19 protein-coding genes and 1 tRNA gene are annotated in these 23,032 nt (G+C 41.0%); 4 read left to right on the forward strand and 16 right to left on the reverse strand.

Annotated elements, in window-relative coordinates:
• Nucleotides 1-21 precede the first annotated feature (21 nt).
• The 5 genes from ACFOWS_RS14305 to ACFOWS_RS14325 form a co-directional block, all read right to left on the reverse strand.
• A complete protein-coding gene (locus ACFOWS_RS14305) occupies nucleotides 22-4,161 on the reverse strand; it encodes a T9SS type B sorting domain-containing protein (RefSeq protein ID WP_379765856.1) in 4,140 nt (1,379 codons plus the stop codon).
• 263 nt (nucleotides 4,162-4,424) lie between these two features.
• Nucleotides 4,425-6,218: a ribonucleoside-diphosphate reductase subunit alpha gene (locus tag ACFOWS_RS14310; RefSeq protein WP_379765859.1), complete on the reverse strand. Its 1,794-nt coding sequence runs from the start codon at nucleotides 6,216-6,218 to the stop codon at nucleotides 4,425-4,427.
• A 3-nt stretch (nucleotides 6,219-6,221) separates the two neighbouring features.
• On the reverse strand, nucleotides 6,222-7,496 hold the full coding sequence (locus tag ACFOWS_RS14315) for a ribonucleotide-diphosphate reductase subunit beta (protein WP_379765862.1): 1,275 nt from the start codon (nucleotides 7,494-7,496) through the stop codon (nucleotides 6,222-6,224).
• A gap of 342 nt (nucleotides 7,497-7,838) precedes the next feature.
• Nucleotides 7,839-10,016 (reverse strand): TonB-dependent receptor, encoded by a 2,178-nt coding sequence (locus ACFOWS_RS14320; RefSeq protein WP_379765865.1) that lies wholly within the window; start codon nucleotides 10,014-10,016, stop codon nucleotides 7,839-7,841.
• A 67-nt stretch (nucleotides 10,017-10,083) separates the two neighbouring features.
• Nucleotides 10,084-10,410 (reverse strand): hypothetical protein, encoded by a 327-nt coding sequence (locus tag ACFOWS_RS14325; protein ID WP_379765868.1) that lies wholly within the window; start codon nucleotides 10,408-10,410, stop codon nucleotides 10,084-10,086.
• Nucleotides 10,411-10,683: 273 nt separating this feature from the next.
• Here ACFOWS_RS14325 and ACFOWS_RS14330 point away from each other — a divergent pair, with 273 nt between their 5' ends.
• Nucleotides 10,684-11,742: a site-specific integrase gene (locus ACFOWS_RS14330; protein ID WP_379765871.1), complete on the forward strand. Its 1,059-nt coding sequence runs from the start codon at nucleotides 10,684-10,686 to the stop codon at nucleotides 11,740-11,742.
• A 28-nt stretch (nucleotides 11,743-11,770) separates the two neighbouring features.
• Here the strand turns inward: ACFOWS_RS14330 and ACFOWS_RS14335 are convergent, their stop codons facing one another.
• The 3 genes from ACFOWS_RS14335 to ACFOWS_RS14345 are packed head-to-tail and all read right to left on the reverse strand — an operon-like array spanning nucleotide 11,771 to nucleotide 13,586.
• Nucleotides 11,771-12,637, reverse strand: coding sequence for a sigma-70 family RNA polymerase sigma factor (locus tag ACFOWS_RS14335; protein ID WP_379765874.1), 867 nt, complete (start codon nucleotides 12,635-12,637; stop codon nucleotides 11,771-11,773).
• A gap of 15 nt (nucleotides 12,638-12,652) precedes the next feature.
• Complete coding sequence (locus tag ACFOWS_RS14340; protein WP_379765877.1) at nucleotides 12,653-13,387, reverse strand: NYN domain-containing protein; 735 nt, start codon at nucleotides 13,385-13,387, stop codon at nucleotides 12,653-12,655.
• Between the two features lie 4 nt (nucleotides 13,388-13,391).
• Nucleotides 13,392-13,586: a small ribosomal subunit protein bS21 gene (locus tag ACFOWS_RS14345; RefSeq protein ID WP_207098870.1), complete on the reverse strand. Its 195-nt coding sequence runs from the start codon at nucleotides 13,584-13,586 to the stop codon at nucleotides 13,392-13,394.
• Nucleotides 13,587-14,458: 872 nt separating this feature from the next.
• On the opposite strand from ACFOWS_RS14345, the gene ACFOWS_RS14350 reads away from it, so the two are divergent.
• Nucleotides 14,459-15,418 (forward strand): fatty acid desaturase family protein, encoded by a 960-nt coding sequence (locus ACFOWS_RS14350; protein WP_379765880.1) that lies wholly within the window; start codon nucleotides 14,459-14,461, stop codon nucleotides 15,416-15,418.
• 71 nt (nucleotides 15,419-15,489) lie between these two features.
• Entirely contained in the window at nucleotides 15,490-15,687 is a 198-nt protein-coding gene (locus ACFOWS_RS14355) for a cold-shock protein (RefSeq protein WP_379765883.1), read from the forward strand.
• Nucleotides 15,688-15,848: 161 nt separating this feature from the next.
• On the opposite strand, the gene ACFOWS_RS14360 is transcribed toward ACFOWS_RS14355, so the two are convergent.
• The 8 genes from ACFOWS_RS14360 to ACFOWS_RS14395 all read right to left on the reverse strand — a co-directional run bounded on the left by ACFOWS_RS14360 (nucleotide 15,849) and on the right by ACFOWS_RS14395 (nucleotide 21,923).
• Nucleotides 15,849-16,304 carry a DUF6730 family protein gene (locus ACFOWS_RS14360; RefSeq protein WP_379765886.1) on the reverse strand — a complete coding sequence of 152 codons (456 nt, stop codon included), beginning with the start codon at nucleotides 16,302-16,304 and terminating at the stop codon, nucleotides 15,849-15,851.
• Between the two features lie 10 nt (nucleotides 16,305-16,314).
• Nucleotides 16,315-17,184 carry a relaxase/mobilization nuclease domain-containing protein gene (locus ACFOWS_RS14365; RefSeq protein WP_379765889.1) on the reverse strand — a complete coding sequence of 290 codons (870 nt, stop codon included), beginning with the start codon at nucleotides 17,182-17,184 and terminating at the stop codon, nucleotides 16,315-16,317.
• A complete protein-coding gene (mbpA, locus tag ACFOWS_RS14370) occupies nucleotides 17,181-17,477 on the reverse strand; it encodes a mobilization protein MbpA (RefSeq protein ID WP_207098866.1) in 297 nt (98 codons plus the stop codon). Before mbpA ends, ACFOWS_RS14365 begins: the two co-directional genes overlap by 4 nt.
• Before the next feature lie 101 nt (nucleotides 17,478-17,578).
• Complete coding sequence (locus ACFOWS_RS14375; protein WP_379765892.1) at nucleotides 17,579-17,872, reverse strand: helix-turn-helix domain-containing protein; 294 nt, start codon at nucleotides 17,870-17,872, stop codon at nucleotides 17,579-17,581.
• Nucleotides 17,873-17,972: 100 nt separating this feature from the next.
• Nucleotides 17,973-18,698, reverse strand: coding sequence for a hypothetical protein (locus tag ACFOWS_RS14380; protein ID WP_379765895.1), 726 nt, complete (start codon nucleotides 18,696-18,698; stop codon nucleotides 17,973-17,975).
• Between the two features lie 892 nt (nucleotides 18,699-19,590).
• On the reverse strand, nucleotides 19,591-19,923 hold the full coding sequence (locus ACFOWS_RS14385) for a cupin domain-containing protein (RefSeq protein ID WP_379765898.1): 333 nt from the start codon (nucleotides 19,921-19,923) through the stop codon (nucleotides 19,591-19,593).
• 720 nt (nucleotides 19,924-20,643) lie between these two features.
• On the reverse strand, nucleotides 20,644-21,204 hold the full coding sequence (locus ACFOWS_RS14390) for a helix-turn-helix domain-containing protein (RefSeq protein WP_379765901.1): 561 nt from the start codon (nucleotides 21,202-21,204) through the stop codon (nucleotides 20,644-20,646).
• A 637-nt stretch (nucleotides 21,205-21,841) separates the two neighbouring features.
• Nucleotides 21,842-21,923 (reverse strand) — tRNA-Leu (locus ACFOWS_RS14395).
• A 167-nt stretch (nucleotides 21,924-22,090) separates the two neighbouring features.
• Here ACFOWS_RS14395 and ACFOWS_RS14400 point away from each other — a divergent pair.
• Nucleotides 22,091-23,032 (forward strand): ribose-phosphate pyrophosphokinase, encoded by a 942-nt coding sequence (locus tag ACFOWS_RS14400; protein ID WP_379765904.1) that lies wholly within the window; start codon nucleotides 22,091-22,093, stop codon nucleotides 23,030-23,032.

Here is a 23,032-nt window from a genome sequence, read left to right on the forward strand (position 1 = left end):
TTTGCGCCGTTCATCCCTTTATTATCGATTTAGATACAACCAATCCGTTCTGGGTTCGGAACCATCCCCCAAATCCAACACATAATAATAGGTTCCTACCGGCAATTCATCTTCTTTTTGAATAATGGCCCTACCGTTGGGTGTTCCATCCCAATCATTGTTATACCCGCGTTTTTGATACACCACAGTTCCCCATCGGTTATACACCTCAAGTACATTTCCGGGATATCTAGAAATACAATCAATGGTAAAGAAGTCGTTAACCCCATCACCATTGGGTGAAAATTCATTGTACACCACCAAACAGCTAGGTTGCACCAAGGCTTCGGCTGAATCATTGCCCGCATTGGTGTCCAATTGATCTACGAAAGCCAAGCTGGCCGTGTTTAAATAGTCTTCAAAATCCAAGACCTCCACGGTTACATCGAGTTGGGCCGTTTCGGAAACTTGTAGCACATCCAACTCCCAAAAACCACCACCAGCATCATACAATCCCACAGATGCTGAAGAGTTCACCAAACGATAACCGTTGGGCAATTGCTCTTCAATACCAATATTCGTTGCAGGAACATTGCCTTGGTTGGTCACAGTAATCGTAAAAACAACTTCATCCCCAATATTGGGTTCCAATCGGTCCACTACCTTCGTGATGGCTAAATCTGTGGTTTGGGGCACCACAAAAGCACTGGCTTCGTCATCATCAGCAGCGCCATCCGAATAATCATCGGTTGTGTTACCTTCATTTGGATTACTATCTGGGTCTGAAAAATTACTGGCTGTTATTTCGGCTACATTGAGATATTCATCAGCTTGCCCCGTAGGGGTATTCACCACGGCCAATAGCTCGAGCGTTTCACTGTTCTGATTGAAAATTGTTCGGTTGACGTTCCACAAGCCGTTGGCAGGGTTGTAGACTCCGGCAGTTGCGGTATGCGATTGATAGGTATAGCCTTCGGGCAATACATCGGTGATTACAACGCCAGTTGCATCGGTAGGGCCATCGTTGGTGACGCTGATGGTGAATCGGACCACATCGCCCACGTTTGGCGTGGCATTATCCACAATTTTGGTCAGCGACAAATCTGCCAAACCATCGGGTACAGGCACTACGGTAGCTTGATCATCTTCTGAAGGCACATTGTTGTTTGGCGTAGAATCAGGATCATACGTATCCAACGCAATCAACTCGGCTGTGTTTCTGTAATCCCCGTTGGGCAGTACCACTACCGTAATTTGAAGGGTTGCCCATGTCCCGCTGTTCAGATTTCCAATATCCCAAGAACCTACTAGCTCGTCATACGTTCCTACTGAAGGCGTAGCAGCTACAAAACCATAGCCTGTGGCCAATACATCTTCCACAACCAAGCCTGTGGCATCATTGGGGCCTGCGTTGTTTACGGCAATGGTAAACACTAGCTGATCTCCTGCAGATGGACTTAGATTATCTGCTGTATTGGTGATTGAAATATCAGTAACGTGTCTTGGGGTGGTGGATTGCTCATCTTGATCGTCTTCGGTTGGGTCGTTGTTGCCCGGAGCGGAATCTGGGTCTGGTATTACGGAATTCACCAACTCGGCCCGGTTTACATAATCTCCAGAGGCATTTACTTCAACCACCATGTTCAGCGTTGCATTGCTTCCTGCAATTAGGTTGCCCACATTCCAAATACCTGAATTCACATCGTAAGATCCACCAGTATCATCAGAAATATAGGTGTATCCTGAAGGCAATACGTCCTCCACCACTAAGGCAAAAGCATCACTTGGACCTTCATTGGTCAAGCTGAGGGTGAAGGTAACGGTATCAGAAACATCGGGAAATTCATTATCAACGGTTTTGGTCAGGGTCATATCCGCAGCAGGAATAGGAATGGTTCCCGCACTATCTTGATCGTTTTCAAAAATATTGTTATTGTTAGGGGTTGAGTTGGGGTCATCATTGTTGGACGAAACCACTTCGGCCACATTAAAATAGTCCCCTGTTGGGTTTACCGTAGCCACAATATTCAAGGTTTCCGTCACCCCATCGGGAATGACATTGTTCAGTTCCCAAATTCCTGTGTTGGAATTATAGGTTCCCGCCGTTCTACTGTTTGAAACATAGGTGTATCCTGAAGGCAACAAGTCCAATACCTGAACCCCGGTGACATCACTCGGCCCCAAATTGGTAATATTGATGTTAAAAATGACATCCTCTCCCACAAATGGACTCAGATTGTCCACAGATTTCCGTAAAAGCAAGTCTGATAACGGAAGAGGCACCGGCGTAACTGTTTGTTGGTCATCTTCTGATTCACTGTTGTTTCCCGGAGTTGAGTCCACATCGGTCTCAGTAAGTCCTGTAAGTTCTGCGGTGTTGGCATAGTTGCCGCTGGATAACACCTCAGTCGTTATCGTAAGGGTTTCTGAGGCTCCGCTGGCCAAACTTCCTAGGGTCCATGATCCATTCACATTATTGTAGGTGCCATTGCTGGTTAGAGCACTAACGAAATCATAGCCCGAAGCTAAAACATCCGTGACCACCAAGTTTGTGGCATCTCTGGGGCCATCATTTTGAACCGTAACTGTAAAAATTACCTGATCGCCCACATTAGGAATTAATTCATCCACATTTTTGGTGACTGAAATGTCAACTACTGGAGTGGGATTGACCACTACTTCATCTTGGTCATCTTCACCCGGAACATTGTTATTTGGGGTTGAATCGGAATCGGCCTGATCATGGCCCGTAATCTCGGCAATATTGGTATAATCGCCCATCGCGTTCACGTTGGCGAAAATGCTCAGGCTTGTGGAATTTCCATTGGCAAGGGCGCCTACAGTCCAGATACCGCTAACCTCATCGTAAGCTCCACCCCCATTATCCGAAACATAGGTAAATCCTGATGGCAAGAGATCAGTAACCTCCACCGAAGTTGCATCACTGGGACCGGCATTGGAAACAGTCAGCGTAAACCTAACATTGTCACTCACCAAAGGTGGAGATTTATCAATCACCTTGGTCAACGAAAGGTCGACCAGTTCAACAGGGGTAACAGAGACGTCCCCTTGGTCATCTTCAGAAGAGACCCCATTACCGGGTGTAGAGTCCAAATCGTAAGCATCAGACTGCCAAACTTGAGAGGTATTGGTATGGTTTCCTGTAGCGTTTACGGTTACATTGATGGTCAAAGTTTCGGTTGCCCCATTGGCCAAAGTCCCTACATCCCAAAAGGCACTTCCTACATCATACGTTCCTGCTGTAGCTGTATACGAAACATAACTGTACCCAGATTGTAGTTGATCTACCACCCGCACATTGGTGGCATCATCAGGGCCATCATTGGTTATGGCTATTTCAAAACTAATGGCTTCACCCACAAAAGGCATGGTGTTTCCGCCCACAATGGTTTTGGTAAGGGATAAATCGGCTTGAAGCGGTGCTACGGTTATTGCGTCTTCATCATCTTCGCTCTGGTCCCCGTCATCATTATTGGGGGTACTGTCATAATCAAATTCACCACTTGCGGTTACTTCGGCAATATGGGTGAACTCGCCTGAAGTGCCCGTTGGGGTCAAAACCGTTGCATCAAAATTAAGAACCATTGTGTTGGTTCCCAATGGAACTGAAAGTCCAGTCCATGTAACCTTATCGGTAACAAAGCTGAATGTACCTCCACTATTGATTGCCGTTACACTCCCAAAACCGGCAGGGACCAAGCTTTCAACTGAAACCCCGGTCGCGTCAACATCCCCTAAATTACTCAGGTTGATGGTAAAGGTGACCACATCGCCCACATCTGGTGTGGGATTGCTCGCCGCAATTTCTAACTCCAAATCTACTCCAACCACATTCACCTCAACGATATCTGATGCTGTTGTACATGCTCCAGAAACCGTCCATCTAAATTCATAGGTTCCGGGAACAGTTCCCTCTACTTCTGTGGCAGGGTCGGTTGGATCTACAAAATTTACCACAGATGGTCCCAAGACCTGCGTCCATACACCTGAATTTGGTGCTGGTGATGCCGCATTTAAAAAAATGGGGGTCAAATGTGCCACGGTTATATCAGAACCTGCATCGGCCGGACATTGCGCATTCCCAACTTGCACTATGCCCAGTGCAAACAAGAAAGCCAAAAAGAAATGGATTTTGTACTGGCGAGGTTGGGGTTTGTTCATAGTTTAGAGGATGAGGCTATTCTTACGAAGTAAGAGTAACCCAAACATATCAACAACTACGGACAAAATGGAAGTTATGTTGTATTACGCCGATCATTTGTTGTGAAACATCGGATTAAAGATGGAAAACAATGCCCATTTTTTAACATTTTAACTGGATTTGGAATTGTTGGCCTTATTATGGACACATCAAAAAAACAGCCCCCAAACCATGGTTTGGGGGCTGAAATAAGCTCTATTGGAACAGTTTTAGCTAGCTAGACTTATGCCTCACAACTAGTGCATTCTTTTTTCTGCTTGAATTTCTGTGCAGCATTCATGCTGTGCTGATAGTACAGCGACTTTAAGCCTAATTTCCAAGCGGTTACATGAATTTTATTGATTTCTTTGGTCGGCATGTCCGGATGAACAATAATATTGACCGATTGACCTTGATCAATATGGTTTTGCCGATTAGCGGCTTGGTACACAATATCCAATTGGTCCAACTCCGAATACGTTTTGAACACGGCTTTTTCTTCATCGGTCAAAAAGTCCAAATGCTGAACAGAACCATCCATATCGCGAATGCTTTTCCAAACTTCTGGTGTGTTCTGTCCTTTTTCCTCCAATAATTCCATCAAAAATGGATTTTTAATGGTGGTTTTGATCTTGGCGATGTCCTTCACATAGCAATTGGACCAAATCGGTTCAATTCCTTGTGAAACCTGACCTAAAATAAAGGCCGATGAAGTGGTTGGGGCAATGGCGTTCAGGGTAGCGTTGCGCCTTCCGTAGCCTTTCAATACTTCGGGCTCACCATAACGTTCGGCCAATTCTGCTGAGGCTTTGTAGGAGCGCTCTTTGATGCCCTTGAATATTTCACTGTTCAAATTATAGGCTTCTTGGCTGTCAAATGCCAACCTTTTGGATTGCAATAGCGAATGCCATCCCAACACGCCCAAGCCCAAGGCACGATTTTCCTTGGCAAAATTGTAAGCACGCTCCATAAATAGGAAGGTTTGTCTATCATCCCGGTCGGAGGAATCGCGATACGCCTCCAATTTTTCCACAAACTCGGTAATCACGGCATCCAAGAAATAAACCATGGTCTCCACGGCATCGGTATTCTTCCACTTATCGTAATGCAGAACATTTATGCTGGACAACACACATACAAACGACCAATTGTCGTTGGAAGGCAACATAATTTCGGTACAAAGATTACTGGCGTGAATGCGGTGGTCTTTGTCCTTGTAGACATCCGCAGCTCCATTGTTGGCATTGTCAGAGAAGAACACATACGGATAGCCCATCTCTCCCCTACGCTGCAAGACTTTGGCCCAAACGGTTCTCTTGTCCACATCGCCGTCGATCATTTCCTGCATCCATTGATTGGTCACGGTAACACCATGGGTCAATTGCTGGATGGGGTTCCCTTCGGTACCGATTTCCAAAAACTCCATGATATCCTTATGATCAATGGGCAAATACGGTGAAAAGCGACCGCGACGTACTGAACCTTGACTCACCACATCCACCATGGATTCGAACAATTGCATGATGTGTACAGCCCCAGAAGCCTGCCCGTTATTTTTTACAGCAGCTCCCCTATGCCTAATTTTCCCAAAGTAGCCCGAAGTACCTCCACCCAATTTGGACATCATGCCCACTTCAGATTGGGTATAGAGAATATTCCCCATATCATCATCAATGTGGGAGCCGAAACAGCTAATGGGCAGCCCACGTCTTTTTCCAAAATTGGACCAAACCGGGGACGCCAAAGAGAAAAACCCTTCGGACATATAGTTGTAAAACTTGTCCGAATACCCTGGTATCTGCAAAATTTGCTCGGCCCGGTCCGCAATCTCCCGAATCCGACCTTCTGGGGTAACCCCATCGGTCAAATAGCCCGAAGCCAAAAACTGACGACTGTATTCATTCAGCCATTCAAATCCGGTGTTTTCTTCTTTTTCCTTGAGTTGTGCCAGCGCATTTTTTCGGGCATTTACAAGTTCTTGGGTTTGGTTTTCTTTTTTTAGGTCTTCGATTTGGGGGGATTGGGCTTTGTTCTCCATAATTTAAAAAAGGTCGTCGCTGGTTATACTTTGTGTTCTTTTGCTATAGTTGATGGATCGTTTTACAAAAAAGTCGCCATGTTTGGTGCCGATGATCTCATCATCAAACCACTCGGTCTCTGCCAATAATTTTTGGTCTACCTCAAACACCTTTGCAATGCCAATGCTTTCCAAAGAATTATTGAAACGGTTCTTAATGAATTCATTTACAACTGTTTTGGGTAAGAAATCCAATTCGCCATCCTCAAAAATCCAATCCACAATTTTGCTTTCGGCTTCAAATGCCTTTTCACATATTTCCTGAATCATTTCCTTGTATTCGTCATCGAACCATTCTGGGTGTTCTTTTTTGATGATGTTTATGATATCGATTCCAAAATCACCATGAATCTGCTCTTCTTTTGAGGTGGCCTCCACTACATTCGAAATTCCCTTCAACACATTTTTGTGCTTGTTGAAGGCCATAATGATCAAAAACTGTGAGAAAAGAGAAACATGCTCAATGAACAGGGAAAACAGCAAAATGGACTCCGCATATTCCTTATTGTTCTCACTTTTGGCATTCTTAAGAGCGGTTTCCAAATACTGCACCCGTTTCATGATCACAGGTTTTTTCTTAAGGTTCTCAAATTCTAGGTTCAAACCCAAAATCTCAAGCAGATGTGAATAGGCATCATGGTGGCGGACTTCACTTTCCGCAAATGTGGCTCCTACCGAACCAATTTCAGGTTTGGGCATACGGTGGTAGATATCGCCCCAGAAGGTTTTAACGGCAACCTCAATCTGGGAAATTGCCAACATGGTATTTTTAATGGCGCTTCGTTCAACTTCCGTCAGTCCAGATTTAAAATCCTGAATATCGCTGGTAAAATTGAACTCGGTGTGAATCCAATACGAATGACGGATAGCTGGCACATATTCATACAATTGGGGATACTCGTAGGGTTTCAGGTTGATGCGCTTCTCAAAAATATCCGTTTCCCGCATTTGGGCCCTTTTGTTCCTGTAAATAATGTAGGCTTTGGCCGCATCGTGGAACTCACTGTTCATTAACTCATTCTCAACCACATCCTGAACTTCCTCAACCGTGGGAACATAGTGTTCCTCTTGTTCTTTTCGTTCCAACAATGCCTTTTCAACATTACTGGCTATGGTCTGGGCATCTTCCATTTGGCCATGGTCTACAGCGGTCATGGCTTTTAAAATGGCATTGGTAATTTTGTGCAAATCGAAGGGCTGTGTACTAAAATCCCTTTTAGTAATATGAGAAATGTGCATGAGAAAAAGTGTTTGGATTTGTCCTAAATGAACTGATTGTAAAATTCATATTTTCTTTACTTTGATTTTACATTGCCTCTTTCGGGTTCTCAACAGTTTTATCAACATTGCGATTTTTGAGGCTGAAAAAGTCATGGGAACAAACGTAAAATCTAGGCTTGGAAAAAAATCTGACAAGTGTCAGATGGCCCAAACTTTTTTCCACAGGGTTATCAACAAACTGTCCTCAAAAACAAGAAAACCGTTGAATACTATGATGTGAAGGCTTCCTTTCTGATAAAAAGAAAAATGGAAAGGGGATACCAAGAAGTTATTTTCTTGGCATCCTTCTTTTAGGGAAAACTATATTTTTATCTTAAATCCGCCATTGATTACAAAACCATCCACAGGGGCATAAATATCCAAAAATTGTGGGTCACTGATGTTTCCTGTATAAATTGTGCCAAACCTTGTTTGTCGAGTATCCAGAAAATTCTCAAAGTTCAGAAATATCGAAAATTTCTCACCGAGCTTCTTTTCACTCATCAACCCAACAATCCAATACGATTGGCCTGTTTCACCACTGCCCAATTGTTGTGGACTGTAATAATAGGCTTCAAGGCCTACCCAAAGATTGTCTTCCTTTTCAAACATGAGCACATTGTTCAATCGGTGTTTGGCCACCAAAGGAAAATCTGAAACCGTCCCATTTTCATGTTGTTTTACATTGGCGTGGGTATACCCAGTGAACAGTTTAAAATCCCCATATTTTATCTTGAGGTTGACCTCTGCGCCACGGGTGTCCACATAGCCCCCGTATTGTTGGAATGCATAGAATCCATTCCCATCCGGTACCAGTGTCATGGGATCATCAATCTTGGTATAAAAAAGGAGGGTATTGATAGACATTGTCATCCCAGGCATGGGGACCCATCTATAGTTAACATCGAAATTACCACCTAAGGAACGCTCCAAGTCAGCCTCATCCGTATTGATGGGCAGCACGTTCCTGAACTGTAACCGCTCGGCATCCTCGGTGAACACCGTAGGAGTTTTGTACCCCATACCACCACCCAAACGGAAGGTCAGTGCGCTAGTGGGCTCAAAGAGAACAGATAATCTTGGAAGGGCCATGGCCCCATAATCGGAATGAAAATCGGCCCGGAACCCGGTCTCCACAGAAAAAGTTTCATCAATAGACCATACATTTTGAGCGAACAATCCAATAATCTGGTAGGATTGATCCAAAGCTTCGGTCTGATTTTCGCGGGTATCGTTAAAATATTCCGTCCATAGGTTGGCGCCAAAGACCCATTCCACCTCATCTTCCGAAGTTGTGGAAAAATTAATCTCGCTAAAAGACGAGCGTTGGTATCCCGAAAAAGAAAAATCTGGGATTTGGATAGTTCGGTCATAAAAACTGAAACTGTTCTTGACTTCCAATCGATTTTGGTCATTAAAGGCATGTTTGAATCCCAGTTGGGTAGAGAGCCTTTCGGTTTCATTGGATTCAAAATAGGGGTCGGCTACCGCGTCACCCTTAACATAATCCATATTACCACCAAGACGGTCTTCCCAAATGGCATTGATACCCAACAGCAGTTCGGTGTGTTCGTTGAGATACCAGTACAATTTGGGGTTCAGGGTAAAGCGATCAAACTCGGGAATGGCTGTCAACCCAATATCCGCAGGATCGTAAGGTGTTCCCAAATTGTACGAAGCGAACACCGTTGTTCCCACTTTGTTGAACTTTTCCGAATAGAAACCACTAAGGTCCAGACCAAGAGCAGAGGTGCCATTTGCCATAAAGCTGAGCTCGGGCTCATCCTCTGGGATTTTGGAAATCAAGTTTACCAGTCCAGCAATGGCACCTCCACCATACAGCGTGGAACTAGAGCCCTTGATGACCTCCACCTGTTTCAGGTCCAAAGGAGCTATTTGCATCAAACTTAGTCCACTGGCGAACCCAGAAAATAGAGGAAAACCGTCACGGAGAAGCTGGGTATACTTCCCATCCAAGCCTTGTATTCGGATACTGGAGTTGTAGCTGGTGGCCGAGGTCTGTTGGGTTCGGATTCCTGTGCTTTCGTTAAGCAGCATCCGGATGTCTCCGGGTTTCATATTTCCTTTTTCGGAGAGTTCCTCCCCCGCGATGACCTCTACCCGTGTTGGAATGTCCTCAATGGTTCGGCTGCTCCTTGTGGAGACCAAAGTTACCTCTTCCATTTCTTCGGTTTGGGGAAAAAGGAAAAAAGTCTGTCCTTGAATTGTTTCTTCCAAAGGAAAATCAAGTTCACGTTCCACTGCAGCATATCCTACATAACTTAATCGCAGCTGAAACGTCCCATTTGGAATGTTATCTATATGTATTTCTCCTTTTTCATTGGAAATGGCCCCTTTGTCCAAGGATGCCAAAACCGCTGTGACCCCAATCAAGGGTTCACCACTTAAAGAGTCCTTGACCACAAGGTCAAGAGTATTCTGTGCAAGAACGGATACCATCCCCAATAGGGACAGCACCACAAACAATCGTAATTTCATTTTTTTGGTTTTTGAAGTATTTTGAATCTTGGCCAAAAAAGCCAAGCGTATTTTTATCTACAATGGGTTATACTTCAAAAGCGCGAGGGGGTTTTAGGGAAAAAAAATACACTTCTTTGGGCAAAAGTTCCAGATACGGTACTGGAGTAGCTTCCCTTTGAACCTCTAGATTGATGAAATCCATGGACTCATACGCAATTGTAAATCCTGGACATCTGCCACAGGTATAAAAAGGGGAGCAAGGCGTATCCTTGCTCAGTGGAAGCTTTTCCGATTCGTCATGTCCACATTGGTCCACCAATACTTGTTCGGAACAAGAACTGGTCTCCTGACAACATGGGTATGATGAAAGCAACATCGTAAGCAACGATAAAAGGATCGCCAAAACTTTCATGCCACAAAAATATGAAATTTAAAGGAGTGGTTCAGTCGTCACAAAACGTGACGCCGAACATTCTTGTTGCACACCTCATCATCAACAAAAAACCCCGCCGGTAAATACCAACAGGGCTTTTCAGTACCTTGGGTGGGAATCGAACCTACAATTTTCTTTGATGTCAAATGAGTATAAATAACTGTATATCAAATATTTAAAAATATTTTTGTTTGCTGATTTTCGCTTCATTTCGTATTTTTGGACAAAAACCGTCACTTTTACGTCACTTTTATGTCCGTACAACTTCGAAGCAGAACATTAAAATCAGGAGAGAAAAGTCTCTATTTGGATATTCATCATAACGGTGAAAGATGGAGGGAATTTCTCAAAATAAAACTCTCCCCAAAAGATCAATCCAAAATTGAAAAGAAAAGGGTTGCGGAAAGAATTCGAGCCAATAGGGAATTAGAACTTTTATCAGATGAAACTGGACATGTTCCCCAGCATCTAAAAAAGTTGAATTTCTTTGTTTTTGCTGAAAACTATATTAAAAACTACAAAAACAAGGATGTTCGTATCATTGCCAGTTCCGTCGAAAAGTTTAAACTGGCCGTCAATAACCCTAGGCTGACGATTTCCTCAATAAATCCAAAAATAATGTCCAGCTTTAAAGATTATTTAATCCATGATGCAGGACTTACCGGGGAAACTGCCCACAACTATTTCACTAGGTTCAAAAAGATATTGAAAGCGGCCAAAATTGAAGGTTATTTAAAAGAAATGCCAACAGTTGACATTCGCTTCTCCAATCCAAATAAAGACGATACTTTAAAAAAGCAAGTGTTGGATATGGATGAATTACAAAAATTGGCTAATACCAGATGCGGAAATAATGAAATAAAAAGAGCCTTTTTGTTTGCTTGTTACACATCACTTGGTCTTGCTGAAATTAGAAAGCTCAAATGGAAGAATATCAACAAAGGTCGATTAATCACCAATAGGAATAAGACTGGAGAACTGATAAACAACCGTCTTGGTCAGACAGCAAACAATATTCTTGGCAAGCCTAAAGACAATGAAGATTTTATTTTCAACATACAGTCCCTTAGTGATAATGGGGCCAACAAAGCCATACGATATTGGGTAAAACGAGCTAAAATTGACAAACACATTACCTTTTATTGTGCCAGACATACTTTTGCCTGCCAATTGCTAATAAATGGGGCCAACCTCAAAACTGTTGCTGATGCCATGGGCCATAGTTCCACTAAAAGCACCCTCAAGTACCTTAATCATGTGGAACAATTAAAAGATGAGGCCATTGATAAAATTCCAAATCTAATTTTGTAAATCCGTTGTTCTTTTTTCAAAAAAACACTTATTCCAAATACTGCTTCAAAATTTCAATTTTAGAGGAGTTCCTTAACCTGGCCAAGGCATTTACTTTTATTTGTCTGACCCTTTCTTTTGTAAGATCTAAATTAAATGCAATTTCTTCCAATCCCATGGAATCTTCTGCTCCTATCCCAAAGTACATCTTAATCACAAAAGCTTCGCGATAAGATAAAATATCCAAAATACCATCAATTTCCAATTGTAACGAACTATTGATTAACTTCTGTTCTGGGCTGCCAAACTCATCGGAACGCATTACGTCATGCAAGTTTAGTCCTCCATCCCCAATCCCCAATGGTTCATCCATTGAAAGGGGCCAGGAAGAGTGCTTTAAGCATACTTGGATCTCTGATAGCGAGAAATCAATCATTTCAGATATTTCATCCGCCGTTGGTGGTCTTTGATGTGTTTGTTCGAAATGGGAAGAGACGTTGTTTATCTTGTTGATTACATTTATTTTGTTCAAGGGCAATCTGACCATCCTCGATTTTTCCGTAAGTGCCTGTATTATTCCTTGGCGTATCCACCATACTGCATAGGAAATGAACTTGAAACCACGGGTTTCATCATATTTTGCCGCAGCCCTGATGAGCCCAACATTCCCTTCATTAATGAGATCATGCAAATTGAGTCCCCTTGATTGGTATTGCTTCGCCACAGACACAACAAATCGTAAATTGGCGGACACCAACTTTTCTAGAGCTTCGTTATCTCCTTGCCTTATGCGAACTGCCAAATCAACCTCTTCCTCTTCGGTTACCATAGGAATGCGGCTTATATCACTAAGATACTTGTTCAGGGAAAGGGTATCCCGTGTTGTTATTTGCTTTGATATGGTAAGAGATCTCATAGGTTTTGTTTTTCATTAGGCCATCGTCCTTACATAAATCAAGTTTCCATTGCCCTTTGGATTTTTTCTAGATCCTATTTCAATTTGACCGATGGATTTGACCAAAGGTGTAAGTTTTCGGAACCCATAGTTTCTTGCATCAAAATTGGGTTGTTTCTTTTGCAACAGTGTCCCTACCTCACCCAAGAAGGCCCAACCTTCCTCATCTTCCACATCGGCAATGGTGGAAAGTATAAGATCAATAACTTTCGGGGTGATTTTATCAATCTTGTTCTTATCACTTTTCTCAGGAGTATTGGATTTCCCAACAGGGGTATTATGAAGTATCTCAAGGTATATGAACTTGTCGCATGAAACTATAAAGGGGTCTGGGGTCTTTCGCTCTCCAATACCAAAAACGGTCATCCCCGCTTCTCTTAGTCGTATGGCCAGCCGCGTAAAATCACTGTCACTGGAGACCAGTGAAAAACCATTCACCTTTCCGGAATAGAGTATGTCCATTGCGTCAATGATCATGGCACTGTCCGTTGCATTTTTGCCCGTGGTATATCCATATTGTTGCACGGGAGTAATGGCATTTTTTAGTAGGACATCCTTCCATTTCGCCAAACTTGGCTTTGTCCAATCACCATAAATCCTTTTAATGCTCGGATTTCCATATTTGGCAATCTCTTCCAACATTTCCTTCACATATTTGGAAGGTATATTGTCACCATCTATTAGGACGGCTAGGTTTAAATCTTTGTCCATAAAATCACTCCTCATTCTTTTTTAAATATTCCTTTCTATGGATTGCCTTTTTCAGGCTCTCCCTTCTCTCTTCGGATTTTTTGGTAAACTCTTGGTTATCCCTAATGCGTTTCAACTGTTGGGTGTTCCTTACCTTGTTCCTATACCTTTTCAAAGCTCTTTCTATATTCTCGCCTGGAACTATCTTGATTATCAGCATATTTTCTAGTTATTAATATTATTTAAATCCAGCCATTGAGGGCCAATATTTACACATTGGGCTCTTTTTCAGGGAAATGGCAGATTCCCTGGCATATACAAAATTTTGGGCTTTGACCTGTTTGGTCTGGTCTTAAAAATGTGAATATTGGTTCAAGCAAAAAATAACTAAGAAGTGGCCCTTTGTGAATTGTAAATGGGAAAAAGGAGGGCTATCTTTTTATTTAAGGATTGGAGCAATCATCGTCCATAACCCGTGATGCGATGTAAAGGAAAGGATTTAAATTGGAACTAAACCCGTTTGCCCAGTTTATTTTATGATAAGGAATGGTTCTACTTTCATAGAGCACGATCGTTTTTTCGATTCTAATTGCCTTTGAAATGGCAATTCAACCTTTCAATAGTTTCGTTTCCTAAAATACTTGTTTTCAACAATTAACACATTATTAGGGAATACTGCCCAGATAAATGGTAAGTTTGTGAGGTTAAAATTCGGAAAGCCCAAGTCAATTTAGTCTTCGCAGATCTTCAATTCATTTTCAGCTCTCTTCTTTTTAATTTATAACGTAGTCAAATATTTTAAGCCAAACGTTAAGGATGGTGACGCCTTTATGGATTCGGACAATTATGTAATGGTCTCCATATTTGGATAATTCTTCAACATGCCCAAGCCAATTGCGCTTATCAATTATCCCTTTATATCACATGCGTGAGCAACACCAAACCGCAATTAATGGCATTAACAAGCCAAGATTTTCAAAAAATTCAAATTCTGATTTTTCAAAAACCCTAAGAAACCGGGTCAGCACATATTTTAAAACAAACAATATCAGTAGACATGCCAACATAAGTATGGTTTTGAAGACCATGGTCATGCTCACTGTTTTTTTTGTCCCCTTGATTTTCATAAACATAGGGATGGTTACCGCTCCCTCGTTACTTTTTGGTCTTTATATAATAAGTGGAACAGGAATGGCCGGAATAGGAATGGGCATTATGCACGATGCCATCCATGGATCTTACTCCAAAAATCAAAAAGTGAACACATATCTTGGGTACACCATGAACCTCATAGGAGGTAATGCCGCTGTTTGGAAAATCCAACACAATGTACTTCATCATACCTATACCAACATTGAGGGGGCCGATGATGACATTAACGCACCATTTTTCCTTCGGTTCTCCCCACATGCCAAAAAAAATGGGCTGCATAGATTTCAATACTTGTATGTATGGTTCTTTTATGGCCTATCCACGGTCTCTTGGATAACTACCAAAGATTTCATAAGACTTGATCGGTATCGGAAAATGGGATTTTTCAACAAAAAAAATGGTTACAGGAATGCGCTCATGAAGATTGTTGGATGGAAGTTGATATACTTTTCGTATGCCTTGATCATACCCTTGTTGGTTGTGCCTCTGTCCCCATGGATCATCGTTCTGGCTTTTCTCAGCATGCATTTTGTTACAGGTCTACTGATAAGCATCGTATTTCAAGTAGCGCACATCATGCCGAATACGGAATTTCCTCTGCCTAATGAAGATGGGGTAATTTCAAGTGACTGGGCAGACCACCAATTGGCCACAACAACTAATTTTTCTCCCAAGAGCAGAATATTTTCATGGCTGATTGGCGGGTTGAACTATCAGGTGGAGCATCATCTATTGCCCAATGTCTGCCATATACATTATAGAAAAATATCTGGTATCGTAGCCGATACTGCCAGGGAATTTGGGATTCCTTATAATACAAAAAGAACATTTATCGCCGCCATTATCGACCATGTTGGAGTTTTACGAAAGTTAGGGAAGGTACAACCTGTTCATACCTGAAAGAGGGGGTAATAATAAAACAACAAATAAAAACAAACATTGAATAGAATATTAATATTAAATATAAAGTAATGAGAGAAGGAATAGTAAAGTTTTTTAATGAAGCCAAGGGCTTTGGTTTTATTCAGCCCAATGACTCCGATGATGATGTTTTTGTGCACCAAAGTGGCCTCATAGATAAAATCCGCGAAAACGATAAGGTCAAGTTTACCGTGGAAAGAGGTCAGAAGGGCATGAACGCCGTAAATGTCGAATTATTGATCAGTTAGATCATATAATTCAACAACCAATAAAACCATCTCTAAATGATGGTTTTTTTATGCGGTAAATGTCCCAAATTCTTACCTCTAAACTTTGCGCATGGATCCTGTCCGATTTTTGTAGTGTTCCGGCAGATAAACGTTAAGCAAAAATCGGATAGGGCGCTATCCTACTTTTTGCCATTTTCCTCTATCCATTTTTGGTAGAGTTCCTTTGCCTGCGTGCTCTCTTCAAGGAATGTCCCGTAATGTCCCATGACACTGTCCCGGCCTTTGATATATGCAGCCTCTTCTTTCTTGGATATCCTTGATACCTGATAGACCGAAAATCCGATGACCAAAAGGACACACACCAACAATCCCCAAGACAGTTTTATGGCCCAACTTGGCAACAGAATTGATTTCTCCACCTTGCGAAGAATCCGTTGCATCAGTTTTTGCTGTTCCTCAATGTTCTTCTTTTGATTGTTGCTGTACCCTTTCAAGAGCGCATCAATCCCAGCAGTATCAGGCCTAAGTTGAAGGTTCTTCATGCCATCATGCACCTTTTCCAATCGTGCGATGCTCTTTTCAAACTCACTTATCTCCTCGGTCAACAGTTCCGCTATTTCATCAAGTTTTGCCATGATATACTATTTAGATTCCTATTCCCGTATCCCTGACCACTTTGATGGCCAGTTTTATTGTTTTCTTGGCAATGGTTGCTGCCAAATTGGATGGGATATTCACTGTCCTACCCAAAAGTTCCATGCTCCTGTCCTTTGCCATTCTTTGTACCCTGTCCTTCTCAAAGTTCATTTGGCCCGCGATTCTGCCCATGGACATGGAACGGTGCACCTCGCTACCTTTAAGGTTCGTTCCTTTGTACTCGAACCGAAAGCCCTGTAATTGGTTCTGTCTGTTGATACTCGGGATGACTTTCACCATGTTCTCCTCCATCGATTTGATATACTGGTCAAAATCCCTTGGCCGTTCCTTGGCCATGACTTTTTCATGGATTCTCTGTATTTCCGACCTTAGTTCCTGGGTTCTGTACAGCTTTTCCTGCTGCACTTCCCTTACCGTAGTGAGGCTCATCTGTCTGGCAACCCTCTCGGCCATTTGTTGGCTCCGTTTTCCAATGAAACTGTCATTGTAGGCCTTTCCCTCAAAGCTTATCCGGTTCACATAGAGATGGACATGTACGTGTTCCTTGTCCCTGTGTACAAAGGCCACAGCCTGATTTTCCTTTAACCTCATTTCTTTAAGGAACCGCTCGGTCATTTCTTTCAACCGTTTTTTTTCCAGTTTTTTACCGTCCTCTATCGTCGGGCTTAGCACAAAGCTGAGCGTGTTCTTTTTGCACAGTTCGTTCTGTTGTTGAATGACCCTGAACTCCTCCGTAATTTCCCTTGGAGTTTCCCCGGCCAGATATTGACTGTGAATAATTTCTGAATCCTTTTCTTCCTTCAGTCCATAGTTCATGGAAGCTGCAGTGTGTGATATTGCCTTACCCTTTCCTATCATTTTTTGAAGCTTATAAGGTGCTGTCGTATTTCATTGGCCAGTTGGGCTACTTCTTCTGCCAACTTTGGGTTGCGTTTGCGGAACATATTGGTGATCAGTTTGAAGTTCCTTTGGTATTTCACCAACATTTTATATGCCTCAATTTGCTCATCGGTCATCCGCTCAATTATCCTGTCATTGAATGCTGCTCGGCGACAGTATTCACTGATGGATAGACCGCTCTTTCTGGCCTTTACCTTCAGCAGTTTCTTCTCGTAGACCGAGCATCGGAACTGGACGAACTCCTTTTTCATATTTCCATCATCTTTTGCGACCTCCGGGAGCAAAAGCAAGATTTGTCATGACAATGACACATCTTGAATTTCCACTCAGACGCAAGATCAAATGCATTGTTCTACAATTGGCCATTTCTCCTTTTAAGGGTGTATTTAATGGCCTCATCCTCAATTTCCATTTTGGATTTTCTTCCATTTTGCAATAACCATTCATTGAGCTTCTTCTTTTCAAAGAATATCATTTTCCCATTAGGCTTGGAATGGGGAATTTCCCTAGCTGCGGTCAGTTTGTACAGATAACTTCTGGAAATACCCGTATACTCACAGGTTTCCTCGAATGTCAATACTTCCTTGTTGGAGGCCAATAACCGTTCAATTCGGTCCAATTTCTCCGTTAGTTCAAAATAATCCATTTTCCCATTTTTATGTGACTATGGAACTAAGCTAGCAAGAGAAACAAAAGGAAATGTCAGCATTGCATGCCATGTATCCAAATTGGAATTGTGGGTAACCTTATTGGTTTTGGAAAGATAAAAAAACAACCTGCAGATCTCCATTCCGCTTGGAAACAGGGGTGCGTATCGGCGCGTTCTTTATGGTGGAATAGTTGTAAGGTTTGCCATCCGGTCTTCGGATAACATTGGAGGTCTCAAAGAAGTCCTTTAAGGTCATTGAGTTGTTTGGAAAAGATGCCGTAAAGAACTCATAAAACTCTCTGGCACTTGGGGAGTCCAAGTTAAAATGGATTTTGGATTCGTGTGCATTCCAATTATTGGTAAGCGCATTTAGAAAATCCTCCCTAGTAGTTCGTTCAAGTCTAAGCATTTCATACCTGACAAGTTCATCATACAGCCTGTCCAAATGTGATTTGGAAGCCGAGATATTGAAATTCTTGGACGAACGCAACTTCTTTTTGATACTTGGAATGAAAACACCTTTGAACATCTTGGACCATGTTATCTGGCTAAACACAAATCCTTGAACAAAGACTACAAGATTTAAAATGGAATATACACTTAAAGATTCCTGGGAATCCTTTATAATCTTAGAATAGGTGGTATGCATCAGAAGCAGCCCAATACCATAAAACAGCAATCGGGGCCTTTCAATGTATTTGTCCCATCCAACCCTTTCATTGAACATATATCTTGCAAAGAATCTTATGTAAGTTACCAATAGACGTATATAGGCATATGCAATACACAGTAGGAGCACATATTTGCTGACGCTGTCGTTCATTTACCTAATTTAATGTTTTGGCTGATAAGGATAAAATCATAGAAGAGACATAAGGTCTATAATGCTATCTTTCATTGTTCCAATATGATTCAATTGTTTTGAACCACTTTTTCTGTCCCAAAGCAGATTTCATTTAATATTTGGTCGTCACACTTTAACGTTTACGGGATGAAACTATCTCATACATTTGGTGCCAACAGGAATTTCTGTATACAGGCATACAGTAGATTTTTATCCAATTTCTTGAACAAATACTCTTTATTTAGGGTTGTTATGGCAACAATGCCAACTGTTACTGAAGAATTCGGGAACTCAATCTGAGATCAAGTCAATTACTATTGAAAAATACACATAATTCTATCAAAAATAGTTACGGGAAAAGATACATTTCTAAATCCACAGTATGTGCTTCCTAAGAGATAAAAAATACCAGGACGGTTAAACAAACTGAAATTAAAAGAGTAGTTGAATTGAAAGTGCTGTATAACCAATTGTGAGCCAATCTCCCCCCGAGTTTCATAGAATGGTCATAGTAATTGTATTGGTGCTTTTCAATCATAAAATACCTATAAAAACCTCTTAAACAGCTTATTATGAAATGAATCAGAATGAACTTGGTAATTATTGACTCCATAACAAAATTCAATTATGTTGCTTTTTTATTATTGATATGCCATTTATATAGGGGCGAAGCTCACTATCAAAATAAAGCAATTCATTAGCCGTTGAATCATTTTGAATGGCGCAATGGTAGATTTTACGTATGTACAATCGTACTACAAGAAGGACACTGGGCCGTACCTTTGCATAAACAAGATCTCCTTTTTTATATCTTTTTGTCATGTTATTCTTTTTCATTGGCAATGTTCTTTGTGTAGATGAAATCGATACGTCATTCATTTTTTATGGTGGTACATAACATCTTAAATTTATGATTTGCTTCAAAGGAGCAGGGTGTAAATGCAGGTATAATTATGGAATCCCCACTCCGCATAAAAGTAGAATTGCCGTTTATGACGACCTCGGCCTTTCCTTCAATGATATGGATGAATCGAATAAAAGGTGATTCATTATGAGACAACACCTTACCAAAATCAAATGCGAATGCCTGTATGATACAGTTGTTCTGGACACTTATGTTTTTTACCACGATGGCATTGGAATTGAACTCCAGTATATCCGCTAGGTTAAATGTCTTTGATTCCTCAAACTCACCCTTTTCCATATTTAAAATAATATAAGATAAGTATCTCCCCCTATTCCGATCTATTTTTGGCATTTCGCTTGGCCTTTTTGGCTGCCTTTTTTTCTTTAGGGGTCTTTGAAGGTGGCGTTTTTCCTGACTTTTTCTTTCCTTCTCTTTCTTTTGACATAGTGTATTTATTTAAGTTATCATTACTTTATAGCAATGTGCTTGCCAGTACGAGCATTGTTATGAACAGAATAAAATAGATGACACATTTTCTCACAACTCAATGTTTATTGTTGGCTTAGGATAATTGGAATGGCTGGGACAATGATTGCAAGTTGTTCTTTTGGGCGAGAGGGAATTAACATCAAGAAAAAAGAGCAGTGTTTTTTAGTTCCTGCTCTTTTTTGGGCTTCTAAAAATTTAAAAGCACGTATCAACAAATTAAATTGCTTCAAAGCATATGAGTCAACAATGCATTAAAGATTACTTTCAATTATTTTTAATTCGAATCAACCCAGGCACTAAACTTTTGTGCAATTCACTTTCCTTTTCATATTTTAATCTTAAGTGTTCGATATCCGGACTGGAAAGACCGAGAAGTTTTCCTAGAATACCTTTAACCGATATATTTTTTTTAAATATGTCCATAGCATGATTTGTTATCAAGCTGATTATATATTTATCAGCAATAAACAAAGGTGCATTAGAATTAGGTGGGGTTTGCTACATAAATAATATTAAACTTTACATATATCACAGGTTTTCCAAGTTTTGTGTCCTTTTTTCCTTTAACTTTTTATAATAGGAGGGTGTGAGACCGGTGACTTTTTTAAATTGATTGGAGAGATGTGCGGAGCTACTATAATGAAGTTTATATGCTATTTCGGTAAGATTGAGTTCGTCATATAGGAGCAACTCTTTTACTCTTTCGATTTTGTGTTTAATGATATAATGCTGCAAAGTGATTCCTTTCACCTCTGAAAACGTGTTGGACAAATACGTGTAGTCGTACCCTAATTTTTCACTTAAATACCCGGAGTAATTGGTTTTTGGTATCTCATCGGTATGATGGATCATTTCGATTATTACATTCTTGATTTTTTCAATCAATATGCTCTTTTTGTCATCCAATAATTCCAATCCAGACTTCAGCAGATTACTTTTGAGTTGGATTCTCTTTTCATGGGTAATTTCCTCCTTAGTTTCCACCATGCCCAGATTCAAGGTGACATAATCCAGTCCCAACTTTGTCAATTCTTCCTTTACCAACATTTTGCAGCGAAGACTGACCATGTACTTTATATATAATTTCATTCATTTATTTTGAATGGTCTTCCTCAATTCCAAGGATTTGATCAATAAACTTTTGACTGTCTAAATTTTCTCAAACACCAACCGATAATGGTCCATTATTTCCTTTTCAAAGCATTATGCTCCCCAATCATGCTGAAGATGTCTCTTCTATGTTAAAACATCAAAGCTTATAAGGGAAATACGACTTTATTTTTTATTCCCGTACTCTGAAGAATTGTGAAATATTTGTAAATAGATGTGTAAAAAACCTTTTCTCTACGGGCAATAAGATAGTAGTAAGACTTTAGAAAAGGGCTTGAACAAAATATATTCATATAAAGATAGGCATTAAACTGTTCTCTCTAACCATATATCTTGGCAACATTCAAAATATCAATTACTAATTGATATAAAATATGACAGCCACAGTATTACACTTCTAATACTGAAATCATAATTACGCTTTACTGCCGATAATTAACTTGTTATAGGGTTAGGACCTTTAGAAAATTTGCACCTAAATTTATCCATAAGACTGGACAAATCCTGAAATTTTAGAGTGGTAATTTTATCATTTTTTATCTCAAAAACCGTCACTTTTACGTCACTTATAGAAAAACAAAACCCTGATAATCAATTGATTATCAGGGTTTTTAAGTACCTTGGGTGGGAATCGAACCCACACTCCCGAAAGAACTGGATTTTGAATCCAGCGCGTCTACCAGTTCCGCCACCAAGGCATAAGCAATTATAGTGACTTATTTTAATTGCGGATGCAAAGCTAAAAAATTATTTCATTTTCCACCAAAAAATACTTGCTTTATTCCTTTAGCAACCCGAATTAATTTTTAAATTTGCACCTCTTTATAAAAAAGTGCTTCAAAAAGCTAGTTAACAAGAGTTTGCAATGGCATATCAAGTTCCCGAGCCCAAAATTTTTGCTTGTACGCAGAGTGTTGATCTTGGCACAAAGATAGCAGCTTCTTATGGTGCTGATTTGGGCAAAGTCCAGTTTTCCAGATATAGCGACGGGGAGTTTCAGCCTTCTTTCGAAGAATCCATTCGTGGTGCACGCATTTTTATTATTGGATCCACCAATCCAAGCTCGGAGAACCTTATGGAAATGCTTTTGATGCTAGATGCCGCCAAACGAGCTTCTGCCAGACACATTACCGCGGTAATGCCCTATTTTGGATGGGCCCGCCAGGACAGAAAGGATAAACCCCGTGTTCCCATTGCCGCAAAATTGGTCGCCAAAATGCTGGAGACCGCCGGTGCCACACGAATCATCACCATGGACCTCCATGCCGATCAGATTCAAGGGTTCTTTGAAAAACCTGTGGACCACCTTTTTGCTTCGACCTTGTTCCTACCCTATTTGAAGGGATTGAAATTGGACAATCTTTGCATTGCTTCGCCGGACATGGGTGGTTCCAAAAGAGCCTATGCCTATTCCAAAGCGTTGGAGTGCGATGTAGTCATCTGTTATAAGCAACGGGCTAAAGCCAATGTTATTTCCCATATGGAACTCATTGGTGATGTGCAGGGCAAAAATGTGGTTTTAGTGGATGATATGGTGGATACCGCAGGCACCTTGACCAAAGCGGCCGATCTAATGATGGAAAGAGGTGCTGAAAGCGTTCGCGCGGTTACCACACACGGATTGTTGTCTGGCAAAGCGTATGAACGAATAGAAAAGTCAAAGTTGTCGGAATTGATTGTTACTGATTCCATTCCTATCGATGAGACCAAGAAAAAAATTAAGGTATTAAGTTGTGCTGACCTTTTTGCAGATGTTATGCACAGGGTACACCACAATACCTCAATATCATCAAAATTTTTAATGTAA

It is taken from the genome of Flagellimonas marina (genome assembly GCF_042651185.1).
Lineage (GTDB): Bacteria > Bacteroidota > Bacteroidia > Flavobacteriales > Flavobacteriaceae > Flagellimonas > Flagellimonas marina.